The organism is Lactobacillus sp. ESL0259, assembly GCF_003693045.1.
In the GTDB taxonomy this organism is placed as follows: Bacteria; Bacillota; Bacilli; order Lactobacillales; family Lactobacillaceae; genus Lactobacillus; species Lactobacillus melliventris.
Genome location: NZ_REHP01000006.1, coordinates 80,778 through 106,800, shown reverse-complemented (window position 1 = coordinate 106,800; position 26,023 = coordinate 80,778). Strand labels below are relative to the sequence as shown.

Sequence of the window (26,023 nt, the reverse complement as noted above, 5' to 3'; positions counted from 1 at the left end):
AATTAAATTTCCTCAATCCAACTATGTGCCACAATATTTTGACATTTATGGGCTATTTTAAAAGCATCATCCTCATTGCGACACAAAGCAATCACGATGCCGCCCAGTCCACTGCCAGACAATTTAAAACCCAAGGCCTCATTTGCGAGAGCTATTTTTTGTAATTGATCAATCTTACCAGTTGAAAGGTTAAATGAATGCAATATTTCTTGAGCCCGATTAAAATATGAGCCTACTGTCGCTGCATCTTTATTTAACCAGGCAGTTTTAGTTTCATCAGCTAATCTACCTAATTGCTCAAGATTGTTTTGCGCTGTCGGGGATTCATTTAGAAACTTATGAACTTGAGTGACAGCTTTTTTCGTACTACCCAAATCACCTGTATCCATGATAAGTAAGGTAGCTTGTAATTTCGACCTTAGCGGCTTGGGACCATCTTTTTGATTAAAAAAGATGAGGCAATCAGAATTAACAGTGGCAGCATCAAGGCCCGATGCTTTACCATGGTTGATCATTTCTGCGTGGTTAGTTATATTAATAATTTCAGTTTCAGTTAAATTTAAGTGGAAATAATCATTCATTGCGCGCGTAGTCGCCAGTGCCACGGTGGCGCTGGAACCTAAGCCGCGTTCAATTGGAATCTCTCCCGTATAGGTTATTTTAAGAGCTGCTTGACTTGCGGCTTTTTTTAACATTGTTTTAACTACATATTTTAAGCCATCATATTCATCCGGAGCCATAAAAAAAGGCCCCTGATAATGAGCCGTATCCATCCACATTTTTTCAGATGGTTCTACAGTTGTTTTAATATGCAAAGAAGTGATTGGCAATGCCAAAGCATCGTAGCCATAAACTACTGAATGTTCACCAATTAAAATAACTTTTCCGTGTCCTAAAAAACTTGATTTCATTTTATTTAAGATCCTTATTGTTTTTAAAAATTTTTAGTTCCTATGCTAAAATAATGGCAAAGGAGCGCAGAACAGATGATTAAAATTTTACTAGGTCGGCAAACCGATCCCATGCAGGAAAAAGTTTTACAGGAAGCAATAGAAAATTATCAGCGTTTTCCTAATCATAAAACTTTTGTCATCGTTCCTAATCACATTAAGTTTACCACAGAAGTCAGGGCAATTAACAGGCTAGCTGTTAGTAAAAACCAGACAGAGCAATCAGTGAAAAATTTACAAGTTTTATCTTTTTCCAGGTTGGCCTGGTTCTTCTTAAAAGATGCTAAGCAGGGCTTACCAACAGAGCTGGATGATGCTGCAGCGGCTATGCTTTTAGCAAAAATCATTGAGCAAAAAAAAGAGCAGCTGCATCTCTTTCAAACTACCAATTTAAATCCCGGCTTGCTCAAACAATTGTATGACACAATTTTGCAAATACGCGAAGGTAACTTGGACCTTAACGAGATTGATCTGGATACTCTTGATCTTGAAACCAAAAACAAAGTTGCAGATTTGAATATTTTATATTCTGCTTTCATTGAGGCTATTAAAGGTAAATTTTCTACTTCAAATGAAATTCAATTGCAATTAAATGAATATCTGGCTGTCTGCAAGGGACTAAGCACAACCGACTTTTACTTCAGTGATTTTTCCCATTTTTCACTGCAAGAATGCTTAACCGTCAAATTACTAATGGCCAAAGCTCATAGCGTCACCTTGGCCTTCAAAACCAAAGAGGGTGAAATTAACCCTAAACCTGAACCGGGAGACTATGATTACGTTATTCAAACTACCATCAATAAGCTATTGCAGTACATTCAAACTCGTAATTTGCCTCATCAAATATCAACGACAACTATTAGTCGCAAACCTACCAAAAGAGAGTTACTCAATGAATTTTGGACGGGGACGGTTAGTGAAATTGGTGAACTGGATCAGGTGCAGCTTGTGCGTGCTGACAATAGATACGCTGAAGCTTATTACGTTGCTCATACCATTTATCAGCAGGTTGCTTTAAGGCATTATCGTTACCAGGACTTTTTGGTTTTGGCACCTAATTTACATGAATACGAAACCTATTTAACCCCAATTTTAAGGCAGAATCAAATTCCCTTTTTTAATGACTTGCAACAGGAAATGAAATATCATCCTCTGGTTGTTTTGATTGAAAATATTGCGCAGTTGTTGAATAGACCATTTCAAACGCAAAATATGCTGGCAATCATGAAAACTAGGCTTATTATCCCGAAGTGGTATCAAGATGAATCTGCTTATATATACGATGTTGATCAGCTGGAAAATTTTGTTCTGGCACACGGCATTAACCATAATCTTTGGCGCAGAAGTTTCACTGAATATATGGCTGCAGAGGTAATTGATTTAGACAAGGTACCAGAAGAAGTTAACAAAATAGATAAACTAAAGGATTTTTTTGTTAAACAAATTACCAAGTTGTTCCAAAGCTTAAAAGATGAGACAGATACCCAAAAAGCAATTACGACCTTTTTCGACTTTTTAACTCGAAACGGTGTGAATAATATTTTAGAAAAATGGCGTGCTGATGCTCAAGAGAGTGGAGCCTTGCAAGAAGCGCGTCAGTCTGAGCAGGTGTGGGACTTATTGATCAACCTCTTACATGATTATTTACTGATTAATCCGGACAGTTTTGACCTTAAGAGCTTTTTTGATGTACTGATCAATGGTTTTAAGGAAGCTACCTTTTCGCAAATTCCGGCCACACTTGATGCAGTCAATTTATCTGAAATGGGGATTGTTCAAGTTAGTGGCTATAAACAAGTTTTTATTATGGGCGCAACGGTTAATGGGCTGCCCCAGATACAAAACACTCCCGGGTTTTTAAGTCCAGAAAACCTAGCAGAACTGAAAAAGGATTTTGGTGAAGACTCATATATTGAAGACAGACAAGAATTAAGCAACTGGGATCAAAATTACCAGTTTGGTAATTGCCTGGCTCTAGCACAGGATAAAGTTTACTTAACTTATTCTTTAGCCTCTGATGAAGGAGACACAGTTCAACCTTCAATCTATTATGAAAGGTTTAAGAACGCTGGTGCAGCAGAATTTTCGCAGCATAATCTGCCAGAAGAAACGAGTCAGCTACTGTCTTTTATTACTAATGCCCAAGCAAGTTTAGGCTACTTAGGTTACCTTAATAAGGCTGAAAAAAATATTGGCGTAAAAGAATTATTAAAGCTAACTCGTGATCTCTTACCACAAAAGACGACTAAAGTTATCACCGCAAGCCAATTTATTAATGAACCCCAAAACATTGGGCCTGACTTGGCGCAAAAATTATACGGCAGTAACCTTAATTCTTCGGTTTCTCAGCTAGAAACATTCTATGAAAATTCATATGAATATTTTCTAACTTATGGCTTGCATCTGCATAAAAGATTTGAAAATGAACTTGATACCATCCAGGCCGGAAACTACTTTCATGAAACTTTTGACAGGTTAGTTAAAGAATTAAATGAACGCTCACTCGATTTAGAAGAAATTGATGGCCCAACACTTAATGAGCTCCTCAAAGTGGCGCGCACTAAAATGCAGAGTGAAGCCCGGTATAAGCAGCTTTTGAACGATCCCTTTAACGAATTTTTATTTAAATGTCTTGACCAAACCACTACTAAAGTTGCTACTAACTGGCACAAGGCAGTCACCAAAACGCCGTTACGTGCTAAATATTCAGAACTTAGTTTTGGTAATGATGAACTGGTCAAGGGACTTAACTTGAAAATTCCTAATCTCTCTGGCAGACATTACGTCAATTTAAGGGGCAAAATAGATCGAGTAGATTTAGCTCGGGTTGCTGATCAGAATGAATTACTAGCTCAAGTAATTGACTATAAGTCTTCCGCTAAGAAATTTAATTTAGGATTATTTTATCATGGTATCTCTTTACAAATGGTTTCCTATTTGGATGTCTTGCTGCAAAATAAAAAGTTTTTTGCAGGGTCTACGCCTTTTTCACTTTTAGGTGCTTTTTACCAAACTGTCACAAGGCAAACGGATAGACTAAATGGTAAAGATTTATATAGTAATAATTTGCAGGTCAAAAAAGCCAATTTAGATGGTCAAGTTAAGCTTAAATATACAGGTTTGATCAATAACGACCAATTATTAATGCTGGAAGCTGAGCCTGATTTAAAACAGCCAAGCTATTCATCTTCTCTTTATACCGGGGTCAGATCCAAAAAAGATGGCACTTTAAAATTTAGTGGCAGTTCTTTTAAAGATGATGAACTTGACTTGCTGCTCAAATATGACGAAGAACTGATTAAAGAAGCCTCCAGTCAAATTTTATCAGGGCAAATAAAATTAAACCCTTATAAATACGGCAATGGTATCAATGCCTTAACATATTCAGATTACCGTGACATTTTCTTTTTTGATGCCATGCTGAAAGAAAATAAATATCATAAAATTGGTAATATTAAAAAGGAAGAATTACTTGAAAAAATCAAAAAACGGCTAAAGGAGAACGAATAAGAATGTCCCTAGGAGAAAAACGGTTTACACCAGTTCAGCAAAAAGCAATTAATGATCATGGCCGTGATATTTTGGTATCAGCTTCCGCTGGAAGTGGGAAAACAACGGTATTAGTGCAGCGCTTAATAAACGAAATACTTGCCGGAACCAGTGTTGACAAGCTACTAGTAGTGACTTTTACTAAAGCTGCTGCTTCCGAAATGAAGAAAAGAATTAAAACAGCATTATTAGCGGAGCTACAAAAAGCTTCCTCCAAATCATACCTGCGTCAACAGCTTAACTTGGTCGACTCTGCTAATATTTCGACAGTTGATGCTTTTTGCCTGGATGTAATCCATCATTTTTATTACGTGATTGACGTTGATCCCAGTTTCAGTATTTTGACTGATGATTCTCAAGCTGAGCTAATGCGCGAGCGAGCATTAAAAGATATAGAAGGAGAGTTTTTAGAAAATAAAGACGCTGATTTTGTTGCTTTCTATGATAATTTTGCTGGTGACAGGGATGCACAGACGCCACAGAATTTATTACTAGATTTGTATAATTATGCCATGACTAAGCCTGATTATCGTGACTGGCTTAAAGAACTACCGCAAAAATATCAATGCGGACCTGAAGTGGTTAAATCTTCATTATGGCAAAAGGCAATCAAACCGTATTTATTAGATCTTTTTCAGAGTTTAGCTGACAATATTGCGCAACTTTGCCAAAGTACTACCATGGCTACCAAGCAGTTAAATAAAGTCAAAGAAAGTTTTGACTTATTTGCAAAATGTCTTGCCAATTATTTGGCTGCTCTCAAAAATGATGCCGACTACGATGACCAAAGAGAAAAACTACGTGACTGTATTTTTCGTGGAAGTATGCGTAAATCTGCGAAGTGGGATGAAGATGTCATTGCCTTTTATGATGAATGTCATAGCGTAAAAGAAGCAGCAGCGGAACAGATTTTTACCTCTTTTACTTCTTTTTATGCCACGGACGAGCAAGAACAATTGGCTTTAATGCAAAAGGGTAAGCAGATTATGTCAGCGATTGTAAAAGCTGAGCTGGCATTGATTGATCATTTTACTCAGTTAAAAAGAGCAGAGAATCTTCTTGATTTCAGCGACATGGAACAATTAGCTTATCAAATCCTCAGTCAGGATACTTCTGCATCCCAGATGGCGCGGTCTTTTTATCAAAATAAATACAGTGAGATATTGGTTGACGAGTATCAGGATATCAATCCCCTGCAAGAAAAAATATTGCAGCTGGTTAAAAAAGACGGCCAAAATAATATTTTTATGGTGGGTGACATCAAACAGTCAATTTATGGTTTCAGACAGGCCGAACCGAGTTTGTTCTTGCATAAATATCAGGAAGCAGCGCTTAAAGAAAATGAACAAAAAGAAGAACGAATTTTATTATCTGATAATTTCCGCTCAACTAGGCCAGTAATTGCTATTGTTAATCAAGTCTTTAAAAACATTCTTACCACAGACTTTGGTGGGATTGACTATCAAACTGAAAGTCAGCTGGTCTATGGAGCGAGCTTTTATCCTGAGAACTTACCAGCTGCAACAGAAATACTTTTTCACGAAAAAGATAATGATGAAAATACTGCTCAGGATGATACTGCTAATGATATCGATTCAGCTGAAATTGCCATGGTTATTAACCGCATTAAAAAATTCACAGAGGAAAACTTCTTAGTTTATGACAAGTCTTCAACTAATGATAATCATTTAAGACCTTTCAAATACAGCGATATTGTGATTTTAACCAGAAGCCGTAGCAACAACCTTGAGATCATGCAGGAATTCGCAAAGAATAATATCCCAATCATGGTTACGGATGCTAAAAATTACTTTCAAACTCTGGAATTAACTATCATTATGAATTACCTGCGCATAATTGATAATCCGGACCAAGATATTCCACTGGTAGCCGTCTTAAGATCACCCTTATTTAATTTTAAAGAGCCCGATTTAAGTCTTATTAGAATTCATACCCCCAAAGCTAGTTTTTACAATGCTTTAACTTCTTACGTGGCTGTTGGCGATGAGCTCAGTCAGAGAGTAAAAGATTTTTTGAACCAGCTTGAAGATTTGCGCAAATTTGCGGCAACGCACAGAATTTCAGAATTGATTTGGAGTATTTATGAAAGAACCAGCTTACTGGAAATTATGACGTCGCTACCTAACGGCAAGCAGCGCAGAGTTAACTTGGAAGCTTTGTATGAAAGAGCTGCATCCTATGAAAGTGCGGGCTTTAAGGGATTATACCAATTCATTAATTTCATCGAAAGAATGCGGCGTAGCCAGAAAGACCTGGCTCAACCACTTTTAACTAAAGAAGCAGGAAATTCAGTGCGCTTAATGACAGTTCACGGTTCCAAAGGACTTGAATTTCCCATTGTGTTCTATTTAGGTTTGCAGCACCTCTTTCAAATGCGGGATTTAAGTAATAACTATATTATCAATAGCAAGTCAGTAGGTCTTACTATTAAAGAGACCCAGTATCGGGCTGATACACTTATCAAAGCAATTGATAATGTCACCAAAAAAAGACAGCTTTTAGAAGAAGAAGCACGTATCCTTTATGTCGGAATGACGCGTGCAAAGCAAAAGTTGATCTTAGTGGCGGATTTAAAAAATTTACCAAAAACTATCAAAAAATGGCAAGATCAAGTTAATCAACATGGTCAGATAACTCTTAGCAGTAAACTTAATGCTACTAACCCCATGAGTTTCATCGGTCCTGCAATTGACTGGCAGAAACTTCTAAGTCAAAAAATCACAGATATTAATTTAGCTGCAGAAACAAGTCAAAAGCTGCTTTATCTGCAATATCAGGGTGAAAATATCAATTTAAAAGAGCAAGCAGTTCCAGAAAAAGCTGAAAAAGATAATGTGTCAGCGTTAACAGAATATGCCAAAAAATTATACAACTTCAGTTATCCTTTTCAAGACGCAAGTCACACAACTGCTTATCAGTCTGTATCTGAAATAAAAAAAGCTTTTAATGACCCTCTTGATGCTGAACTGGAAAACGCGCACCTGATTTCTTCTACCAACCGTTATTTGCAACCGATTGATACTAAACCTGATTTTTTATATCAGACAAAATTTACCGGGGCAGAAATTGGTACAGCAATGCACCTGATCCTGCAATACTATGATTATCATGGCTCAGGCAAAGCAGACCAAGTTGAAGAAGAAGTGCGGCAGTTAGTAAAACAAAATAAGCTCAACAGCAAAATTGTTGCCAGTTTAAATTTGCAACAAATAAATTGGTTTGTTCATAGTGATTTTGCCCAAAAATTTTGGGAAAATCCTGCAAATCTGCAGCGCGAAGTCGAATTTTCAAGTCTGCTGCCAGCTGACGTTCTATTTGCCAATTTCAGTGACCCGGATGCAAAAATTTTAATTCATGGTACAATAGACGGTTATTTTAGTGAAAAAGATGGCATAATATTGTTTGATTATAAAACTGATCATATCGATCACAGCCACTTAGAATTAGCTATCGCCAAAATTAAGCAAAAGTATGCGGGGCAATTGCGTTTATATGAAAGAGCTTTAAATTCTTTTTCCGACCAAAAAGTTAAAGCTAAATATTTAATCTTATTAGATGCATGCCAAATTGTTGAAGTTAAGTAAAGAAAGGAGGGGTAATGCAGAATGAAATCATTTGAGCAGACCGTTTTTGCGGTCGTTGATCTGGAAACTACCGGAACACAGCGAGAAGATAACAATCATATTATCCAGTTTGGCTGCGCCATTATTAAAAATATGAAAGTTGTCAAAACATATTCGTTTATGATAAACCCCCACCGTGAAATTCCAATAGCGGTCCAAAATCTGACTCATATACACAATAAGGATGTGGCTCATGCAAAAGATTTTTCTTTTTATGCACCAAAGATTGTAAAAATTTTAAAAGATACTGTTTTCGTTGCTCATAACGTCAATTTTGATTTGCCGTTTTTAAATTATGAATTAGTACAACATGGTTATGAGCCCTTAACCAATCGTGCAATTGACACCGTGGAGCTGGCCAAAATTGCTTTTCCTACGGAACCATCATATAAATTGAGCGATTTAACGGCATTATTGCACATTAAACATTTAAACCCCCATAAAGCTGACTCTGATGCATATGGCACTGCAGTTTTACTAATAAAAATTATTGAGCGGCTCGAAAGTTTACCCCAAGCTACTCTTAACACTTTAAGTTCTTTGGCACACGGTTTAATTCGCGACACTTCTTGGATCTTTACGACTATTGCTGATGATGCACGCAAAGAGAAACGTCCTTTATCTTCTGCATACCAGCAAGTACGACAAATAATCTTGCGTAAGCAGGAAAAAGTAGCAATCACCGCAGGTCAGTCGTCAACTACTTTTCCGAAAAGTGATAGCGGAAAAAAGAAGCTGTTTCAAAATAAAATTAATTACCGGCAACCGCAGGTAGACCTAATTAATCGCATCGAACAGTTTTTAAGCGCCTCAAAGCAAAGGACACTATTAGTTGAAGCTCCTAATGGCACCGGTAAGACTTTTTCTTATTTATTTGCTTATTCCTATCATTTATATACCAATAGAAAATTAGTAATTGCTACGCCTACAAAAGTTTTGCAAAGACAGATAATTAATCATGAAATACCCCAATTATTGAACGTTACCAAGTTGGACTTAAAAGCCGAAGAAGTCAAAGCCAGCAGCCATTATCTTGATCTTGATGGCTTTTATCAGAGTTTATATCAAGATACTCCTAATAAGTTGACTTTAGTTTTGCAAATGCGTATTTTAGTATGGTTAACCGAAACTAAGACCGGCGATTTAGACGAACTGCAGCTCACTAACTATCGTGCACCTTTGTTTACTCAAATTGCCCATCCTGGAGATGCTCGCGTTGGTAGCATTTTTGCGGGCGTTGATTTTTGGAACTTGGCTAGGCAAAGGCAAGAGCAGGCTGACATTTTAGTGACAAATCATGCCTATTTAGCCAACCATTATAATGATACTATTTGGGGACAAAATCCGTATCTTGTTATTGACGAGGCTCACCGCTTTGTAGACAATGTTATCAGTTCTAGAAACGATTCGTTTCAGTTCGAATCTTTATGGGGAGCTCTCAACCATTTGCGTAATTTGCTTTATTATGCCGATGACAGTGTATTTAATCAATACGGTAATGACGTTCAGTTTAATTTTTTATTGGAAAAGTTGGATCCAGCAATCCTTGATTTAATTAAGGTAATTAATCATTTGCAGCGTTTGCTTTGCTCCAAAAAGAAAAAGGCTGTTAGCCAAAACACTTTGGCTAATGGTAATTTGCTGCTTAGCTTTAGAGGAAGAGATTTATTTCCCAAAAATAGTCAGTTTTTAGTTAAGCTGACTGAACTGCAGCGGAAACTGGAAGACATCAGGCAAAATACCAATCAAATTTTATTTAAGATGTACAATGAAACTGACAATTCAAATATTGACCGGGATGCAATTTTAAGTGAAACTTCAGGCCAAATTGATCAACTGGATGATTTTATTACAAAAAGCTATCAGCTATCTGATTTACTTCGTAAAAAAGCTTATGTTGAGTCAGAAGGCTTTATTGTTGCTTTAACTAATCCTCAAGATCCTTTGAGTGCTAACTTAAGCTGGCTGATGCTGGATGCAACGCCAGAGTTGCACAAAATATACGCTCGCTTCGATCACATTTCATTTGTAAGTGCAACTTTGACTAGTGAAAATGGTTTTGATTTTATAATTAAGCTTTTGGGCTTAACTGACTTAGCACCCCAAAAATACATCGGGACGAGCACATTTAAATTAGCAAAACATCTTGAGGTTTTATCTGTAACTGATTTTCCAGATATCAATGATCCTACCTGCGAAAAAAAGCTAACACAAATTATTGAAAATGACTTGGTAAATAAAAATCATGTTTTAATACTAATGACAAATTTAGAACAAATTAAAAACACTTTTAGTGCTATTATCAATTCGCCCAACTTACGCGATTTTGAAATTTTGGCTCAGGGTGTTTCCGGGTCAAATAATCGTATTATCAAAAGATTCGCCATCGCTAAAAAAGCTCTGATACTTGGGGCAGATAGTTTTTGGGAAGGAATAGATTTTCACGAATGTGGTGTAGATTTGGTCATAGCAACCAAATTGCCATTTGAAGCCCCTGATTTACCTGAAGTTAAATTGCGCCAAAGACAGCTCATTGACAGCGGAATTGACGTTTTTCATTCTGATACGATGCCACGTGCGGTTATTCGGTTTAAGCAGGGAATGGGCAGGTTAATACGGGGAGAGCAGGATAAAGGGCAATTTTTAATATTAGATTCCAGAATTTGGTCTAAAGATTATGGTCCTATTTTTCTGGCTGCTGTTCCGGTTAAAGTCAAAAAAATATCTTTGAATGATTTACAAGAAAAGCTAGAGAACTATGATACAAGATGATACAAAACAAACACTTAAATTTTTAGCATGGGTATTCTTAATATTGGTATTGTTATACTTTGCTTTTATTATAATTTTTTATAAAGCTGGTAATCCTGAAAGAGCAGAAACCCGCGAGCTTAACAAAATTGCCCTACAAAAGACTCCGATCAAGTACACCGAAAAGACCTATCATTTGAATCGTGGCATTAACAGCTATTCTTTAAAAGGTCTGACTAAGAATCATAAGACCTATTATTTTATTTATTTGCCTGGGTCTAAAAAAGCATATCTATATCCAGCAAGTAAGGGTGTTAATGAAGCAGTTATCCGCAACAAATACAGTGCTAAAAGGCCAACTGCAAAAATTACTGAGGTAAATCTAGGCTGGTATCAGAATAAGCCGGTTTGGGAAGTAAGTGCTAAAAATGATGCGGGGGAATATCATTATCAACTTTTTGATTTTAAAAATGGAAAATTAGTAGGTTAAGTCGCTAAATTGCTCAAACTTTGGTATTATTAATTTGATTATGATAAGGAAAGTGGAATAAAAGTTTATGACAGAATTAATTTCTATAGCAGATTGTCGCAATCATGTCGACCAGGAAGTGCAAATGCACGTTTGGCTGACGGATAAACGTTCAAGTGGCAAGATAGTTTTCTTACAATTACGTGATGGTACAGCATTTTTCCAAGGCGTTGTTCGTAAAAATGCTGTTTCAGATGAAGTTTTTGAGACAGCAAAATCACTGCATCAAGAAGCAAGTTTCTACATCAAGGGGACTGTTCATCAAGACGAACGTTCTCACTTTGGTTATGAAATTCAGATTTCGGATTTGAAGCTTATTACTAATAATGAAGGCTATCCTATCGGCAATAAAGAACACGGTATTGAATTTCTTCTTGATCACAGGCATTTGTGGTTAAGAAGCAAGCGCCCATTTGCGATCATGCGAATCAGAAACGTCATTTTCAAGGCAACTGTTGACTTCTTTGAAAATGAAGATTTTATAAAATTTGATGCTCCGATCTTTATGCATTCTGCTCCCGAAGGAACTACGGAATTATTCCATACTGAATATTTCGGTGGGGATGCATACCTTTCTCAATCTGGTCAACTTTATGGTGAAGTAGGGGCTGAAGCATTCGGAAAAATTTTTACGTTTGGCCCAACTTTTAGAGCAGAGGAGTCAAAAACTCGTCGTCATTTAACCGAGTTCTGGATGATGGAGCCGGAAATGGCCTGGATGCATCAAGCTGAATCTCTTGCTTTGCAGGAACGGTTCTTGTCATATGTTACTGGACAAGTTTTACAAAATTGCCAATATGAACTGGAAATTTTGGGAAGAGATCCTAAGAAGCTTGAGCCAGCTTCTCAGGGCAATTATACCCGCTTGTCTTATGATGATGCAGTAAAAATGTTGCAGGATGATGGACGAGACTTTAAATGGGGGGATGATTTTGGCGCACCTGATGAAGCTTTTATTTCTGAACAATTTGATCGTCCGTTCTTCATTGTAAATTATCCAACCGCTATTAAACCTTTTTATATGAAGAAGAATCCTGAGAACCCTAAGGAATATTTATGTGCAGACGTTCTAGCACCTGAAGGTTATGGCGAGATTATGGGTGGTTCTGAACGTGAAAGTGATTACGATACCTTACTTAAACAAATTCATGAAGCTGGCTTAAATGAAAATGATTATAGCTGGTACCTGGATTTGCGTAAATATGGTAGCGTACCTCATTCTGGCTTTGGCATGGGATTTGAACGGGTAATTGCTTGGATTTGTAATTTAGACCATGTTCGTGAAGCTATCCCATTCCCAAGAATGATTAACAGACTTGAGCCTTAATAATAAAATCAATAAGATAATTAAAAGTTGAACTAAAATTACTTTAGTTCAACTTTTTTAAAGGAGAAAAATCATGCAATATAATGATTACCGTGCTTTAGGTGTAACTCTGTTATCAAACGGTTTGCTAGCTTATTATCCCCAGCTAAAAATTGATGACGCTGAAATGATGGTCATTTTGCAACTGGAAATGTTTGCTCAAAAAGGAGACTTTTTTCCAACTAATGAAGAAATTGCGGCCAACACTAATTTTTCCGTTGCAGAAATTGGATCCTTATTGCAAAAATTAATTGAACAAAATTTTTTGGTAATTGATCAAGTAACTGATCAAAAGGGCATGATTGGAAATAAATATAACCTTAACCAGCTGTACGACAAACTGGATAAATTGTTGGCAGGAAAAACTGATAGTACCCTCAATAAAAATGGCAAAGATAATTCAACCTCTGTAATTGACAACAGTCCTCTAAATCAATTAGTTCGCCAATTTGAAATTGAATTTGGCCGCTACTTAAGCCCAATCGAACGCGAAGAAATTGCTGCTTGGCTAAACGTTGACCATTATGATCCTGCTATTATCAGGCTGGCTTTGCGGGAAGCTGTTTTATCTCAGGCATATAGTTTAAAGTACATCGATCGCATTCTGTTAAATTGGCAAAGGCATAATTTAAAAACAGTGAGTGAGGTCCAAAAGTTTTTGAGGAGGAATCGCTAAATGGAAACAGAAAAAATTCTTAGTGCTAAAGAAGCCAGAAAAGTTTTAGAATGTATCAACAAAATGTATCCTGACGCAAAAAGTGAATTGGTGTGGGATAATAAATTTCATTTATTATGCGCGGTTTTAATGAGCGCTCAAACCACTGATAAAATGGTAAATCGAGTAATGCCTAAATTTATGAAAGACTATCCTGAACCAAAAAATTTAGCAACAGCAACGATTCCGGAAATAGAAAAACATATCTCTCAAATTGGACTTTATCATTCTAAAGCTAAACACTTAAAAGCAACTGCTGAAATTTTAGTTTCAAAATATGATAGTAAAATTCCTCATGACAAAAAAAGTCTGATTTCTTTACCTGGAGTCGGAGAGAAAACGGCTAACGTTGTTTTAGCTGAAGGGTTTGGCATACCTGCGATAGCAGTCGATACTCATGTGTCACGAATTTCCAAGCGCTTTCATATAGTACCGCAAAATGCTAAGCCACTGGAAGTAGAAAAGAGATTAGAGGAAATTTTACCTAAAAGTGAATGGATTCATACACATCACGCTATGATTTTATTTGGTCGCTACTCAATGACAGCACGGGACAAGAATGACCCTTATACTTATTTAAAAGAAAAATAGTATTTTAAAAAATTTTTGTATAATTCCTTTAACAAATTAATTAAAAAGAGGTTTAAAAATATGAGTATATGGCGCATAACCAACATTATTTTAGTGGTTTTATTTGCAAGTTTGGCATTATTTCTCTGGCTGCGTCCCTATGATGGCACGGGTACAGCTAATACAGTGAACGTTAAACTCATTTCTTTGGCTGTTTTAATAATCTTCTTTGCATTTATTGGCCTAATAGAACTAATTGTTTATTTATTTGTGAGGAAATAATAACAGAACCGCTGAAATTATTTTCAGCGGTTCTGTTAATTAATGATGATTTTCGTCATTGGCCGAGTTATTACTTTCGCCTCCAGGTTTATTCGGCTTTTGTTCATGGTGCGGGTTATTTTCAGAACTGGAATTATTTGTATCATTATTTTGACTAGAATCAGAGGAATTGTCTTTACCAGTATTACCAGTTTGCGGCTTATCTTTTAAATCCTTATCCTTCTTTTCATTTTTATTATTTTGGGTCGTAGAACCATTTTCGTGATGAACAGCATTTCTTTCTTGAGTATTGCTGGTAGAAGATGAATTATTAGTATTAGTTTTTTCATCATCTTCATCATAGTCACTGCTATCATCAACTATGCCGACAGGAGAATGTCCACGAACAAACAGTTGCCATTCCCCAGTAGAAGAAACCTCTGGAGGATTCGAATTTTTAGCAATTCTTGCCCTAATTACCGAGTCCGGCTTTTGCCAATCTACATTTTCTTTATTTCTCATTAAATAGGTCATCATATTTTTATAAAAAAGCTGCGCTGATTGCTGACCAATACCGGAAATAGTCCCATCTTTCAGGTTATCATAGCCGGTCCAAACACCTATTGCATAACGAGGTGTGTAACCAACAAACCAAGAATCCTTTGGCGTAGCTGCGTACCCTGGGTAACGTGCTAAATCCTGTTCTGAATACTTAACTGATCCGGTTTTGCCTGCATGATACAAACCATTAATCTGGGCATTTCTGCCGGAACCATGTTTTATAACACCTTTTAACATATCCGTAATTATGTAAGCTGTGGCTTTACTCATAACACGAATACCCTCAGAATCATAATTTCTGGTTAATCCATCAGGAGTTTCAATTTTTGAAACAAATTGCGGTTTATGATAAATACCCATCGTTGCAAATGCACTAAAGGCTCCCGCCATTTGTAAACTGGAAGCATTCGCACCAATGGCTACAGACAGTCCGGAATCTTTCGGAATATCAATGTCCATTTTGCCGGCAAACTTTCTCGCACGAGGTATGCCGACTTCTCTTAACGTTTTTACTGCAGGAACATTACGTGATTGTTCCAATGCGTATCGCATTGTCATCATACCGTCATATTTATTGTCCCAGTCGTATAATTGAACGTTGGTTCCCGGATAGACGTATTTGCTATCATCTAGCATTTTAGCTGTTGACCAATTAAGGTATTCAATGGCAGGGCCATAATCTAGAACAGGCTTAATTGAAGATCCAGTTGAACGAGTAGTTTGCACAGCCCGATCTAAGCCTAGCTGGACTGAAGAAGGCAGGTGCCTGCCGCCCAATATAGCTACCACATGACCATTGCTAGGATCAACTACGGAAGCACCAATCTGCATTTTATCGTTAGTAAAGGGAACCTGCCCATTATTAGCCAATTGATATAGTTTCTTTTGAGCTTTCTGATCCATATTAATCGTAATTTTTAAATTATCACGAAAAGGATCAAAACCCTTTGCCCGAACTTCGGCAATTGCTTCTTTAACATATGGATCATTAATTTTACGTAAGTTTGACTGTTTGCGCTGATTATGTGGTTTTAAACCCTTTTTAATGCTTTCCTTGCTGGCTTCATCATATTGTTCTTGCGAGATTTTCTTATTCTTCAACATCGCCTTTAAAACGATATCACGGCGGTATTTGGCATATTGCGGATAGGTATAAGGATTATAAACAGTCGGCCTGTTAGGCATCCCTGCCAGCATCGCTGTTTGAGCTAAGTCTAAGTCTCCAATTTTTTTACCATAATAAAAATTAGCCGCGGTGCCAATTCCAGTATTGCCATAATTCATGTAAACTTTATTAATGTAGAATTCTAAGATTTCATCATGACTGTATTCTCGCTGCACCCTCATGGCCAGCCAGGCTTCTTGAGCCTTTCTGCGTAAGGTCCGTTGGGAAGCAGCTGTTGAAAATTTTGTCAGCTTAACTAATTGCTGGGTGATGGTAGAACCGCCGGCAGAGATACTTTTACTCTTGGCATTAGTTAACATTGATCCTACAATTCGAATCGGATCAATTCCTAACTTATCCTTATAAAAGCGTTTATCTTCAACCGACACGATAGCATCTTTTAACAGTTGCAAATCTTTGCTGTCCTTGACGTATTGTCGCTTTTCGGTACCTAAAGACATTACAAATTTACCATTTGTATTATATAATCCTGAAGAGCCGCCACTTTCAAGGTCAGCGCGACTAATATTGGGAGCATCCTTAGCGTAAAATGCAAATAGACCAACGCCGGCTACCAGAAATAGAAAAATAACCAAAAACGTCCACTTAAGTATGCGGCGCCACAATGGTTTAGGTAAACTTTGGCGGTAGTTTTTACGTGATTCACGTCCATTATTTGAGTTGAAATTTTTATTTGTCATCGTGTATTTTCCTATCCGAGATAAAAGAATCTACAGCTTTCAAATACGGAAGTGTTGGTTGAAAACCGTTCTTAATCTCTATTGACCAATCCTCGACTTCTTTTAATGTTAATGAACTTTTGTTTTTTGTCCACCAAGCTTTGATAATTGCGCTTGCGGGAGTAACAAAATAGCGGTTTAAGCTTGTAAATCCTATTATTGTAAAGCATATTCCTTTTTGCTTCAAGCATTCTGCTAAATGAACTATTTGATGTTCGTGGAAATTTTTTAAGGGAAAATTAGTTTTGTTTTTGGTTTCTTTAGCTTCAAAATCCAAATAGTAACCTTTATATACACCATTATAATCTGTGGTCGATTCCTGGCGAAAGTATGCTTCTTTTATTACTGCACGTGATCTTTTAGGGTAGTCTACCTTAACAATTTGAACAGGCGTAGGTTTTTTATGTACCACGGCTATTTCTTTAGTACGATAATATTTATTAGATTCATTAATCATCTGTTCAAGGTTCATCCCTCGATCGGAAAAATTAATATTTTTATGTTTTCTTCTTTTATGTGAAGCTTGGGGCTTATCATTTAAGTTGCGAAAAGCGGCAGAACTGCCGGTTGGATATTTGACCATAAATATCACTCCTGCTAGCATTATAGCAATAAAGAAAAAGTTTTTGAACAAGGAGCCATTTGTTTCATTATGCAAAGACTATGGGTAACTGGGTACCGTAACTACGAATTAAATACCTTCGGAGATAAGGATCCCAAAATCAAAATCATAAAATTAGTTTTAAAAAAACATATGTTAAATTTATTGGAGAATAACCAGCTAGATTGGGTAATAACTGGAGCAAATCTGGGAGTAGAGCAATGGGCAAGTGAAGTGGCCGTTTCCTTGCGGGAAAAATATCCTTTAAGAACATCTATTATTGTGCCCTATGAAGACTTTGCCGGCAGATGGAATGAAAGCAATCAAGAAAAGTATCTTAATTTAAAAAGTCAAGTTGACTTTTTTGCTTCTACATCTAAAGAACCGTATCAAAACCCAGTTCAACTGCGTAATTACCAGAATTTTATGCTACTACATACAGATAGAGCCTTAATGCTTTATGACCCTGAAAATCCAGGTAAACCCAAGTTTGATTATAATTTAATCAAGAAATATCAAGAAACAAAAGAATATCCGCTTGAATTAATTGATTTTTATGATCTACAAGATGAAGCTGAGGAGTATCAAGAAAATCAAGAAGATAATTATAAAGAATAAGGATAACTTTATTTTAAAATTAACATTTTTGTTTTAAGCATGGCTAGTTTTTGCTAGAATAAAAGTGATAAAAAAAGGAGTTGTATTTTATCATGGCAGATTTAAATGATATTCAACTATCCACACAGGATATTTTAAAAAAACAATTTAGGACAAAAGTTAAAGGCTTAGACCCTGATGAAGTTGACGCTTTTTTAGATAAAGTAATTGCAGATTATGACACATTTGAGCAAATAATTGAAGACCTTTACGGCCAAATTGGCAAGCTGCAAGGTGAATTAATGGATGACCATCATAAAGAGCAAGCTCTTGAATCACAAAAAACAAGGAGAATAACTCCAGTAACATCTGCGGAAAGTATCAAGACATATACCCCCAATCATGAACGTTCAACGCAGAGCTTCAATCCAATTAATAAATCAGATACACAAACTGAAAATTCCACTAATATGGCCATTATTCAACGAATTTCTACTCTTGAACGCAAAGTTTATAATCTTGAACAACGAGTTTATGGGTTACAAAAAGAGTAAGCTTTGATATAATTCTTAATGGTGCAATTTTTGAGCAGTCGCGGTTTGATCTGAAAAAGGTCAGGCTGAGGAAAGTCCACGCACGCACGAGCTGAGATGCTTGTAGTGTTCGTATTTAGCCCAATAAGCTAAAGAATTTTAAGTTACGGCGAAAAAAGTGCTAAGTCATTTTAATGATATGCATGAATATTCTGAAAAGTGCCACAGTGACGAAGCAGAAGTGGAAACACTTTTGGTGGAACGAGGTAAACCCTGCGAGCGTGCAACCCAAACTTGGTGGGGGCGTTCAATCTAAGAAAATGAACTAAAGATTGGATTGCTACTAGTTTAGCAAAGATAGATGGCTGCTACAGGTATTTATGCCACAAATACCCGAACAGAACGTGGCTTACAGAAATTTGCATTGGCAGCGTTGAGCTTTTCAAAGGGCTCAACGCTTTTTTTAAAGGAAAGAATAAAAGATGAAAACATATCAGTTATATACAACCATGGGTGTCGGCTTTGAAAGCGTTGTTGCAAAGGAACTACAAGCGCTGGGATATCAAACCCATACGGAGAATGGTAGAGTATTTTTTGAGGGCGATCAAAAAGATATTGTCAAAACCAATCTATGGTTGAGAACAGCAGACCGCGTTAAAATTTTACTTAAGGAGTTCAAGGCGACCGATTTTGATACCCTTTTTAATCAGGTTTATGATATTGATTGGGCTGAGCTATTACCAGTTGACGCTAAGTTTCCTGTTAAAGGCCGGTCAGTCAGATCAAAGTTGCACTCTGAACCTGGTATTCAATCAATTGTAAAAAAGGCGATTGTAAATAAAATGTCCGATCAGTATCATCGTCGTGGCTTTTTACCAGAAAATGGTAATGAATATCCCCTTGATATTCATATTAATAAAGACATTGCCCGCATATCGCTAGACACTACTGGTGCCAGTTTATTTAAGAGAGGCTATCGGATTGAACATGGTGGAGCACCGCTGAAAGAAAATTTTGCGGCAGGATTATTAAAACTAACTCCATATGATGGCAGCCATCCTTTGATTGACCCCATGACAGGTTCAGGTACTTTAGCTATTGAAGCAGCTCTAATAGGGAAAAATGTTGCTCCTGGGATTTGGCGGCAATTTGCTTTTGATGGTTTTGATTGGTTTGACAGCTCTATTCATGATGAATTGGTGGCGCAAGCTAAAAGTGAAATTAAGCCTCTTGACCAGCCAATATGGGCCTGTGATATCGACCAATCCATTTTAGAAATTGCCAAATTAAACGCCAACAATGCTGGTGTTTTACAGGATATTTACTTTAAGCAGGTTGCAGTAAAGGATTTTGCCACAGACTTAGAAAATGGGGTTATAATCGCTAATCCGCCTTATGGTAAAAGGCTGAAAGATCGGGAATCAGCTGAGGTAATTTATAAACAAATGGGTGAGTCACTTTTAAAATATGACACATTCAGCCAGTATTATTTGGTTGGCGATCCAGCATTTGAAAATTTTTTCGGTAAAAAAGCGACCAAAAAGCGCAAACTATTTAATGGCAACTTAAGAGTTGATTTCTACCAATATTGGGCAAGAAAAAATGATTACAAATAAAGCGAATACCGAATTTTGGGTGATTACAGATACGCATTTAATTGCAGATAGCTTGCATGATGATGGTCAAGCGTTTCAACGTATTCAAGATACCAGTCAGGGTAAAGACCTGGTATATCAAGAAACAGCTTTGAGGGCTTTTGCTGCTTTTGCTAATGAAAAAAAGCCGGCAGCTATTATTGTTACTGGTGACGTTACTTTTAACGGTGAGCTTATTTCGGCACAAAAATTTGCAGAAATATTTCGTAATTTAAGTGAAACTAAATTACTGGTTTTGCCAGGAAACCACGACATATATGATGGGTGGGCCAGAGCTTTTCAAGGTCCTAATCAGCTTTATGCCCATCAAATAAGTCCCACTGATTGGCAAGGAATTTTTAAAAGCTCATATGATTGTGCTCAAAGTATTGATCCCAATTCATTGGCATACAGCGTACAATTAAATAAAGAATACCTCTTACTATTACTTGATTCCAACATTTATGGTGAACATGAAGCTAGTGGGGCTCCCTCTACTGAAGGGCAAATAAGCGAAGAACAAATTGTCTGGTTAGAAAAGCAGTTAGAAAGTGCCAAGATGAGGCACCTTAAACCACTTTTATTCATGCACCATAATCTTTATGTTCATAATCCAGCGGTTAATCGCGGCTTTGTTTTAAACAATGCACAAACATTATGCCGTTTATGCCAGGATTATAAGGTTAAAGTGGCTTTTTCCGGCCACATTCATGCTCAAAATATCGTCGAGCCACAGGCAAAAACACCCACTACAGAAATTGTTACTTCAAGTTTTTGTTCATACGATCAAGGATATGGCATAGTCAAAGTAAAACCCGATCACATTGAATATCAGCGTCATACATTTGATATGAAACCTTTTTTAACTAAAGAAGAACGGCTAGATCCGAATCTGGTTCACTTTCACAGCTACTTAAAGAACATTCAAATAAGAAATTTAACTGGTAATTCAAATAAAAAAGATCACTTAAACGATGAACAAGCTAGACTGCTACAAAAGGTAAACCGTCTTTTTATTGAAATGAATTATCAATATTTTACTGGCCATAATCATATAGAAAAAAAGCAACTAAAAAATTTATACTCCTCTAAGGAATTTAAAATCTTAGTTAGTCAAAGGCCGCGATTTAGCGACTATATGAAAACTTTATTCGATACTACTAATCACAGTAACCTCAATACAAAAATTTGGTATTAACAGGGATTTTTATGAAAAAAAAGCATTTTATTATTTTAGGTCGTAGTGGATTAATATATTTTTGCTGGATCTTAATTGTATTTTTCTTGAGTCTGATATTTTTATATGAAAGCACTAAAGCTTTTAATTGGCCAGCACTTATTTGTATTTTATTTTTCTTTATGTTATTGCTCTATACTTATTTTAATTCATACTGGGATACGAGCATATTCAAACTCCCATTTCGTTCTAAGACCAAAATGTTATCTGAGCCAACAATTTTGCTGCAATGGCATATTTTTAAGATTTATGAAATTAAATTGGAGGAATTTGGGCATTATTATTTGTTAAGATTTGAAAAATAGTCAAAATAGAATAGTGATGTGAGCGCCAAAGCAGAAAATTTAGCTTTATTCTTAATTTATAGCAGGTAATGCATAAAAATTGCTTAATGTTTGATATAATGACAATTGATTATACAAAAGGTGGGACCTAAATTCTAATATGAAAAGGATATTACATAAGATGAGATATTATTATTAATTTTTTACAGAAAGAGGCATGCGCAATGAAATCAGATATTCAAATTGCACAAGAAGCACACGCATTACCCATTAACGAAATTGCTGCTAAAGTTGGTTTAAGCAGCTCAGATATTGAGCCATATGGCAATAATAAAGCCAAGATTAATTGGCAGGCAATTAAAAAGACATTGGCGAACAAGCACCTTGGTAAACTGATTCTGGTTACTTCAATTTCTCCAACTCCAGCTGGAGAAGGTAAATCAACAATGACTATTGGTCTGGGAGATGCTATTAACAATCAATTACACCAGAAAACGATGATTGCCTTGCGCGAACCTTCAATGGGCCCAGTTTTTGGCTTAAAAGGCGGAGCAACTGGTGGTGGACAAGCCCAGGTAATTCCAATGGAAGACATTAACCTCCATTTTACGGGAGATATGCATGCCTTGACAGCTGCTATTGACACTTTGGCAGCCTTAGTAGACAACTACATTTATCAGGGAAATGAACTTGGACTAGATCCTGACCGGATTCTCTTGAAACGAGGAATTGACGTAAATGATCGCAGTTTAAGAAATATCACTGTAGGACAAGGTTCAAAGTTCAACGGAATTGAGCACAAATCCAGTTTTGCAATCACAGTTGCCAATGAACTAATGGCCATTTTGTGTTTGGCTACCGACATTAATGATTTAAAAAAGAGAATTGGTCTAATGCTCGTAGGCTACACTAAAAATGATAAGCCTGTGTATGTCAAGGATTTGGGATTTGAGGGTGCAATTGCAGCCTTGCTTTCTAACGCCTTAAAGCCAAATCTAGTGCAAACAATTGAACATACACCCGCTCTTGTACACGGTGGACCTTTTGCCAATATTGCCCATGGTGCCAATACCGTTATGGCAACTAATTTAGCATTGCATTTAAGTGATTATGTTTTAACTGAAGCAGGATTCGGCAGCGACTTAGGTGGTCAAAAATTCATGGACTTTGTATCTGAGCATTTGGATAAAAAGCCTGATGCCAGCGTGGTCGTGGCGACCGTACGTGCCTTAAAATATCAAGCAGAAGGTACTACTGAAAACTTAAGTAAAGAAAATCTGTCTGCTTTACGTAGCGGTTTTGCAAATCTTAAGAGACATATGAACAATATGCGTAATTATGGTATTCCTGTGATTGTTTTAATTAATCATTTTGCAACTGACAGCGAAAATGAACTTTCGCTTTTACAGCAATTGATTAAAGAAGAAGGAATTGATTCTGTTGTCGTTGATTATCATGAACAGGGCTCAAAAGGCGGAATAGAAGCTGCGAAAGCTGTCCTTGATTTAGCAAATTCAGCAGCAGGCAAGCTGGTACCCACTTATCAAAAAGATGATAAGGTAAAAACTAAAATTGCTAAAATAGCACAAAAAATTTATCATGCAGCTAAAGTAGAATATACTGAAAAAGCCGAAAATGATATTCATGAACTTGAAAAAATGGGGAAGGATAGGCTGCCAGTCATTATTGCCAAGACACAGTATTCATTTACTGATAATCAAAAACTATTAGGAGCACCAACCGATTTTACTTTGCATGTGAAGGGCGCAAGTCTGAAAAATGGAGCTGGATTTATTGTTATCACCACTGGACATGTTTTAGATATGCCAGGATTACCTAAACACCCAGCAGCATTAGATATTGACGTTGACAATAATGGTAAAATTAGTGGCTTATTTTAAAAAGTATCAATGCAATTCTTATATTTAATTATTTCACTATTTATTGTACTTCTTGATCAATGGTTGAAATCCTTTATTGCCGGTAATTACCAGCTGGGAGAAACGCAGCAGATTATTCCCCACGTTTTTTCATTTACTTATGTACAAAATGACGGAGCTGCTTGGAATATTTTGCCCGGTCAAATGGGACTTTTTTACCTGATTAGTATTATCGCTATCGTAATTTGTTTATATTACCTGTTACGAAACAATTTTCACAGTAAGCTTTTTGATTCTGGTGTAGCACTGGTTTTAGGCGGAATTATTGGCAATTTAATTGACCGTATTCATTTAAAGTATGTTATTGATATGATTCAAGTTGACTTTATTCACTTCAATATTTTTAATATTGCTGACTCTGCCATTACAATTGGCATAATATTGGTATTTATTTATCTACTCTTTTTTGACGAAAGCGAAAAAAACGATGCTAAATAAATACCAGCTTGTTATCCATGATGAAAAGGGCAGAATAGACAAAGTGCTGGCAAACGCAATTCCTTCTTTATCACGTTCGCGAATTCAGGAATTGCTCCATGATCAAAATATCCTGGTTAACCAAAAAATAGTTAAGTCGTCCTATAAGGTTCAAAAAAATGACTTAATTACGGTTATTGTTCCAAAATTAAAGCCACTGGCTCTAGTCCCAGAAGATATTCCATTAGACATAGTTTATGAAGATCAAGACGTTATAGTAGTTAACAAGCCACAGGGTATGGTAGTCCATCCAGCTGCTGGACACCCAGATCACACACTCGTTAATGCATTATTGTTTCATACGAAAAATCTGGCTAAAAGCCCTGAAGGATTTCGTCCGGGCATTGTCCATCGCATTGACAAGGATACATCTGGTTTATTAATGGTGGCCAAAAATGCTTTGGCGCGTGAAAGTTTAGAAGAACAATTGGCCACAAAAACTAATAAAAGACTGTATTTAGCAATAGTACACGGCAATTTTTCTGAAAAACAAGGAACAATAGAAGCTCCAATTGGACGCGATCATTATAATCGTAAAAAAATGGCTGTAGTAGCAAACGGCAAAGAAGCCATTACACATTTTACTGTTCTTGAACAATTTCAAAATTACAGTTTACTCAGATGTCAACTTGAAACAGGTCGAACTCATCAAATCAGGGTACACCTTGCTTATATTGGACATCCTGTTGCAGGGGACCCATTATACGGACCGCATCATACCTTAAAGGGAAATGGTCAATTTTTGCATGCTCAAGTATTAGGGTTCAGACAGCCAACAACTGGTAAATGGCTCGAATTTGCAGTAAAACCTCCACGAATTTTTTTGCAAAGACTGACTGAATTGAGAGAAAAAAGTGATTAAATGAAACGATATTTGATTCTGGAAAATGGTCAATCTTTTCCAGGAGAAGGATTAGGAGCTTCAATAATTTCTACCGGTGAGTTAGCAATTCAAACGGGTAATTTTGGTTATCAAGAAGCACTGACTGACCCAACCAATACAGGCAAAATTCTCGTATTTACTGCCCCAATGATTGGTGGCAACGGTATTAATGCTATTGACTATGAAAGCATTAATCCGACAGTAAAAGGAATAATCGCCAATGATGTTGCACAAAATATTTCCGAAAGTGGCAACTTTCAGGATTTAGCTTCTTTTTTAAAAGAAAAAAATATACCAGCAATTTTTAATGTCGATACCAGAGCCTTAGTTCATCTTTTGAATAAGGAGAAAACAATCAAAGCGTCGATTATGGACACAAATGATGAACACGCTTTTGACCAAATTAAAGCCTTGGTATTGCCCAAAAACAAATCTGCAGCTGTTTCTACTAAGAATGCCTATGCAGTACCGAATGTAGGGAAAACTGTAGCTATAATTGATCTTGGTTTAAAGCATTCCATGCTTAGAGAATTATCTTTAAGAAAGGTTAATGCTACAGTTTTACCATATAATGTTGCTGTGCCCGATATTGAAAATTTGCGACCGCAAGGAATTATCATCTCGGGAGGGCCTGGCAGGCCAAATGAATTAATGCCAGACCTAGAACCAATTCTCTCAGCATTTTATGGTCAAATTCCCATTTGGGGAATTGGCTTAGGGTTTTTAACATTAAGCGATTTTTTGAATTTTGAACTTGTCGACTTACCACAACCATATAATGGTATTAATTACCCTGTAATTGATCAAAATACAAACAAGATTTGGCAAGTGGCTATGAATATTGATCAACTGGTTCTGCCAAACAGCGTTCAATTCAAAATGGAAAGAGAATTTTACGATCTTCACAGTGAATTACTTGCCGGTTACAGCAATAAAACCAATAAGGTAATTGGTACAGCTTTCAATGCCGAAGGAGCACCAGGAAGTCTAGATGCTCTTCCCATTTTTGATAACTTTGTAAAGATGATGGTGTAAA

Annotated in this window: 19 protein-coding genes and 1 other RNA gene; 17 read left to right on the top strand and 3 right to left on the bottom strand. The window is 36.6% G+C overall.

Annotation, left to right across the window (positions count from 1 at the left end):
• Positions 1-2: 2 nt before the first annotated feature.
• Entirely contained in the window at positions 3-911 is a 909-nt protein-coding gene (gene mvk / locus F5ESL0259_RS04310) for a mevalonate kinase (RefSeq protein WP_122037593.1), read from the bottom strand.
• A 75-nt stretch (positions 912-986) separates the two neighbouring features.
• On the opposite strand from mvk, the gene F5ESL0259_RS04305 reads away from it, so the two are divergent.
• The 8 genes from F5ESL0259_RS04305 (at position 987) to F5ESL0259_RS04270 (ending at position 14,356) form a co-directional block, all read left to right on the top strand.
• Complete coding sequence (locus F5ESL0259_RS04305; protein WP_122037592.1) at positions 987-4,460, top strand: PD-(D/E)XK nuclease family protein; 3,474 nt, start codon at positions 987-989, stop codon at positions 4,458-4,460.
• Positions 4,461-4,462: 2 nt separating this feature from the next.
• Positions 4,463-8,104, top strand: a complete 3,642-nt coding sequence (addA, locus tag F5ESL0259_RS04300) for a helicase-exonuclease AddAB subunit AddA (protein ID WP_122037591.1) — start codon at positions 4,463-4,465, stop codon at positions 8,102-8,104.
• Positions 8,105-8,125: 21 nt separating this feature from the next.
• Complete coding sequence (locus F5ESL0259_RS04295) at positions 8,126-10,915, top strand: helicase C-terminal domain-containing protein (protein ID WP_122037590.1); 2,790 nt, start codon at positions 8,126-8,128, stop codon at positions 10,913-10,915.
• Complete coding sequence (locus F5ESL0259_RS04290; protein ID WP_122037589.1) at positions 10,902-11,384, top strand: hypothetical protein; 483 nt, start codon at positions 10,902-10,904, stop codon at positions 11,382-11,384. The genes F5ESL0259_RS04295 and F5ESL0259_RS04290 overlap by 14 nt, the downstream gene beginning before the upstream one ends.
• A 67-nt stretch (positions 11,385-11,451) precedes the next feature.
• Complete coding sequence (gene asnS / locus F5ESL0259_RS04285) at positions 11,452-12,750, top strand: asparagine--tRNA ligase (protein ID WP_122037588.1); 1,299 nt, start codon at positions 11,452-11,454, stop codon at positions 12,748-12,750.
• A gap of 73 nt (positions 12,751-12,823) precedes the next feature.
• Positions 12,824-13,465, top strand: a complete 642-nt coding sequence (locus F5ESL0259_RS04280) for a DnaD domain protein (RefSeq protein ID WP_046324840.1) — start codon at positions 12,824-12,826, stop codon at positions 13,463-13,465.
• Positions 13,466-14,095: an endonuclease III gene (gene nth / locus F5ESL0259_RS04275; RefSeq protein ID WP_122037587.1), complete on the top strand. Its 630-nt coding sequence runs from the start codon at positions 13,466-13,468 to the stop codon at positions 14,093-14,095. It begins immediately after the preceding gene.
• A gap of 60 nt (positions 14,096-14,155) precedes the next feature.
• The gene (locus F5ESL0259_RS04270) at positions 14,156-14,356 is read left to right on the top strand and encodes a DUF3923 family protein (protein WP_122037586.1); all 201 of its coding nucleotides are present in this window, start codon (positions 14,156-14,158) and stop codon (positions 14,354-14,356) included.
• Positions 14,357-14,395: 39 nt separating this feature from the next.
• On the opposite strand, the gene F5ESL0259_RS04265 is transcribed toward F5ESL0259_RS04270, so the two are convergent.
• Together F5ESL0259_RS04265 and recU are read right to left on the bottom strand one after the other, a co-directional pair.
• Positions 14,396-16,762, bottom strand: coding sequence for a transglycosylase domain-containing protein (locus tag F5ESL0259_RS04265; RefSeq protein WP_122037585.1), 2,367 nt, complete (start codon positions 16,760-16,762; stop codon positions 14,396-14,398).
• Complete coding sequence (gene recU / locus F5ESL0259_RS04260) at positions 16,752-17,384, bottom strand: Holliday junction resolvase RecU (protein WP_046324836.1); 633 nt, start codon at positions 17,382-17,384, stop codon at positions 16,752-16,754. The genes F5ESL0259_RS04265 and recU overlap by 11 nt, the downstream gene beginning before the upstream one ends.
• Positions 17,385-17,453: 69 nt before the next feature.
• Here recU and F5ESL0259_RS04255 point away from each other — a divergent pair, with 69 nt between their 5' ends.
• The 9 genes from F5ESL0259_RS04255 to F5ESL0259_RS04210 all read left to right on the top strand — a co-directional run bounded on the left by F5ESL0259_RS04255 (position 17,454) and on the right by F5ESL0259_RS04210 (position 26,022).
• Complete coding sequence (locus F5ESL0259_RS04255) at positions 17,454-18,020, top strand: DUF1273 domain-containing protein (protein ID WP_046324835.1); 567 nt, start codon at positions 17,454-17,456, stop codon at positions 18,018-18,020.
• Between the two features lie 92 nt (positions 18,021-18,112).
• On the top strand, positions 18,113-18,553 hold the full coding sequence (locus F5ESL0259_RS04250) for a DivIVA domain-containing protein (RefSeq protein ID WP_122037584.1): 441 nt from the start codon (positions 18,113-18,115) through the stop codon (positions 18,551-18,553).
• Between the two features lie 26 nt (positions 18,554-18,579).
• An RNA gene (gene rnpB / locus F5ESL0259_RS04245) (RNase P RNA component class B) lies at positions 18,580-18,949 on the top strand.
• 65 nt (positions 18,950-19,014) lie between these two features.
• Positions 19,015-20,148, top strand: coding sequence for a class I SAM-dependent RNA methyltransferase (locus tag F5ESL0259_RS04240; RefSeq protein WP_122037583.1), 1,134 nt, complete (start codon positions 19,015-19,017; stop codon positions 20,146-20,148).
• Positions 20,135-21,364, top strand: coding sequence for a metallophosphoesterase (locus F5ESL0259_RS04235; protein WP_122037582.1), 1,230 nt, complete (start codon positions 20,135-20,137; stop codon positions 21,362-21,364). Before F5ESL0259_RS04240 ends, F5ESL0259_RS04235 begins: the two co-directional genes overlap by 14 nt.
• A gap of 547 nt (positions 21,365-21,911) precedes the next feature.
• The gene (locus F5ESL0259_RS04225) at positions 21,912-23,588 is read left to right on the top strand and encodes a formate--tetrahydrofolate ligase (protein ID WP_122037580.1); all 1,677 of its coding nucleotides are present in this window, start codon (positions 21,912-21,914) and stop codon (positions 23,586-23,588) included.
• 9 nt (positions 23,589-23,597) lie between these two features.
• A complete protein-coding gene (gene lspA, locus F5ESL0259_RS04220) occupies positions 23,598-24,065 on the top strand; it encodes a signal peptidase II (protein ID WP_122037579.1) in 468 nt (155 codons plus the stop codon).
• Positions 24,055-24,966, top strand: a complete 912-nt coding sequence (locus F5ESL0259_RS04215; protein ID WP_122037578.1) for an RluA family pseudouridine synthase — start codon at positions 24,055-24,057, stop codon at positions 24,964-24,966. The genes lspA and F5ESL0259_RS04215 overlap by 11 nt, the downstream gene beginning before the upstream one ends.
• Positions 24,967-26,022 carry a carbamoyl phosphate synthase small subunit gene (locus F5ESL0259_RS04210; RefSeq protein WP_046324826.1) on the top strand — a complete coding sequence of 352 codons (1,056 nt, stop codon included), beginning with the start codon at positions 24,967-24,969 and terminating at the stop codon, positions 26,020-26,022.
• The last annotated feature ends 1 nt before the right edge of the window (position 26,023 follow it).

What these genes read in the sequence shown, in the direction of transcription:
- F5ESL0259_RS04235 (WP_122037582.1), top strand. Translation starts at nt 20,135, where the DNA reads ATGATTACAAATAAAGCGAATACCGAATTTTGGGTGATTACAGATACG.
- F5ESL0259_RS04240 (WP_122037583.1), top strand. Translation starts at nt 19,015, where the DNA reads ATGAAAACATATCAGTTATATACAACCATGGGTGTCGGCTTTGAAAGC.
- mvk (WP_122037593.1), bottom strand. Translation starts at nt 911, where the DNA reads ATGAAATCAAGTTTTTTAGGACACGGAAAAGTTATTTTAATTGGTGAA.
- recU (WP_046324836.1), bottom strand. Translation starts at nt 17,384, where the DNA reads ATGGTCAAATATCCAACCGGCAGTTCTGCCGCTTTTCGCAACTTAAAT.
- addA (WP_122037591.1), top strand. Translation starts at nt 4,463, where the DNA reads ATGTCCCTAGGAGAAAAACGGTTTACACCAGTTCAGCAAAAAGCAATT.
- F5ESL0259_RS04265 (WP_122037585.1), bottom strand. Translation starts at nt 16,762, where the DNA reads ATGACAAATAAAAATTTCAACTCAAATAATGGACGTGAATCACGTAAA.
- nth (WP_122037587.1), top strand. Translation starts at nt 13,466, where the DNA reads ATGGAAACAGAAAAAATTCTTAGTGCTAAAGAAGCCAGAAAAGTTTTA.
- F5ESL0259_RS04305 (WP_122037592.1), top strand. Translation starts at nt 987, where the DNA reads ATGATTAAAATTTTACTAGGTCGGCAAACCGATCCCATGCAGGAAAAA.
- F5ESL0259_RS04250 (WP_122037584.1), top strand. Translation starts at nt 18,113, where the DNA reads ATGGCAGATTTAAATGATATTCAACTATCCACACAGGATATTTTAAAA.
- F5ESL0259_RS04290 (WP_122037589.1), top strand. Translation starts at nt 10,902, where the DNA reads ATGATACAAGATGATACAAAACAAACACTTAAATTTTTAGCATGGGTA.
- F5ESL0259_RS04215 (WP_122037578.1), top strand. Translation starts at nt 24,055, where the DNA reads ATGCTAAATAAATACCAGCTTGTTATCCATGATGAAAAGGGCAGAATA.
- asnS (WP_122037588.1), top strand. Translation starts at nt 11,452, where the DNA reads ATGACAGAATTAATTTCTATAGCAGATTGTCGCAATCATGTCGACCAG.
- F5ESL0259_RS04270 (WP_122037586.1), top strand. Translation starts at nt 14,156, where the DNA reads ATGAGTATATGGCGCATAACCAACATTATTTTAGTGGTTTTATTTGCA.
- lspA (WP_122037579.1), top strand. Translation starts at nt 23,598, where the DNA reads ATGCAATTCTTATATTTAATTATTTCACTATTTATTGTACTTCTTGAT.
- F5ESL0259_RS04210 (WP_046324826.1), top strand. Translation starts at nt 24,967, where the DNA reads ATGAAACGATATTTGATTCTGGAAAATGGTCAATCTTTTCCAGGAGAA.
- F5ESL0259_RS04280 (WP_046324840.1), top strand. Translation starts at nt 12,824, where the DNA reads ATGCAATATAATGATTACCGTGCTTTAGGTGTAACTCTGTTATCAAAC.
- F5ESL0259_RS04295 (WP_122037590.1), top strand. Translation starts at nt 8,126, where the DNA reads ATGAAATCATTTGAGCAGACCGTTTTTGCGGTCGTTGATCTGGAAACT.
- F5ESL0259_RS04225 (WP_122037580.1), top strand. Translation starts at nt 21,912, where the DNA reads ATGAAATCAGATATTCAAATTGCACAAGAAGCACACGCATTACCCATT.
- F5ESL0259_RS04255 (WP_046324835.1), top strand. Translation starts at nt 17,454, where the DNA reads ATGCAAAGACTATGGGTAACTGGGTACCGTAACTACGAATTAAATACC.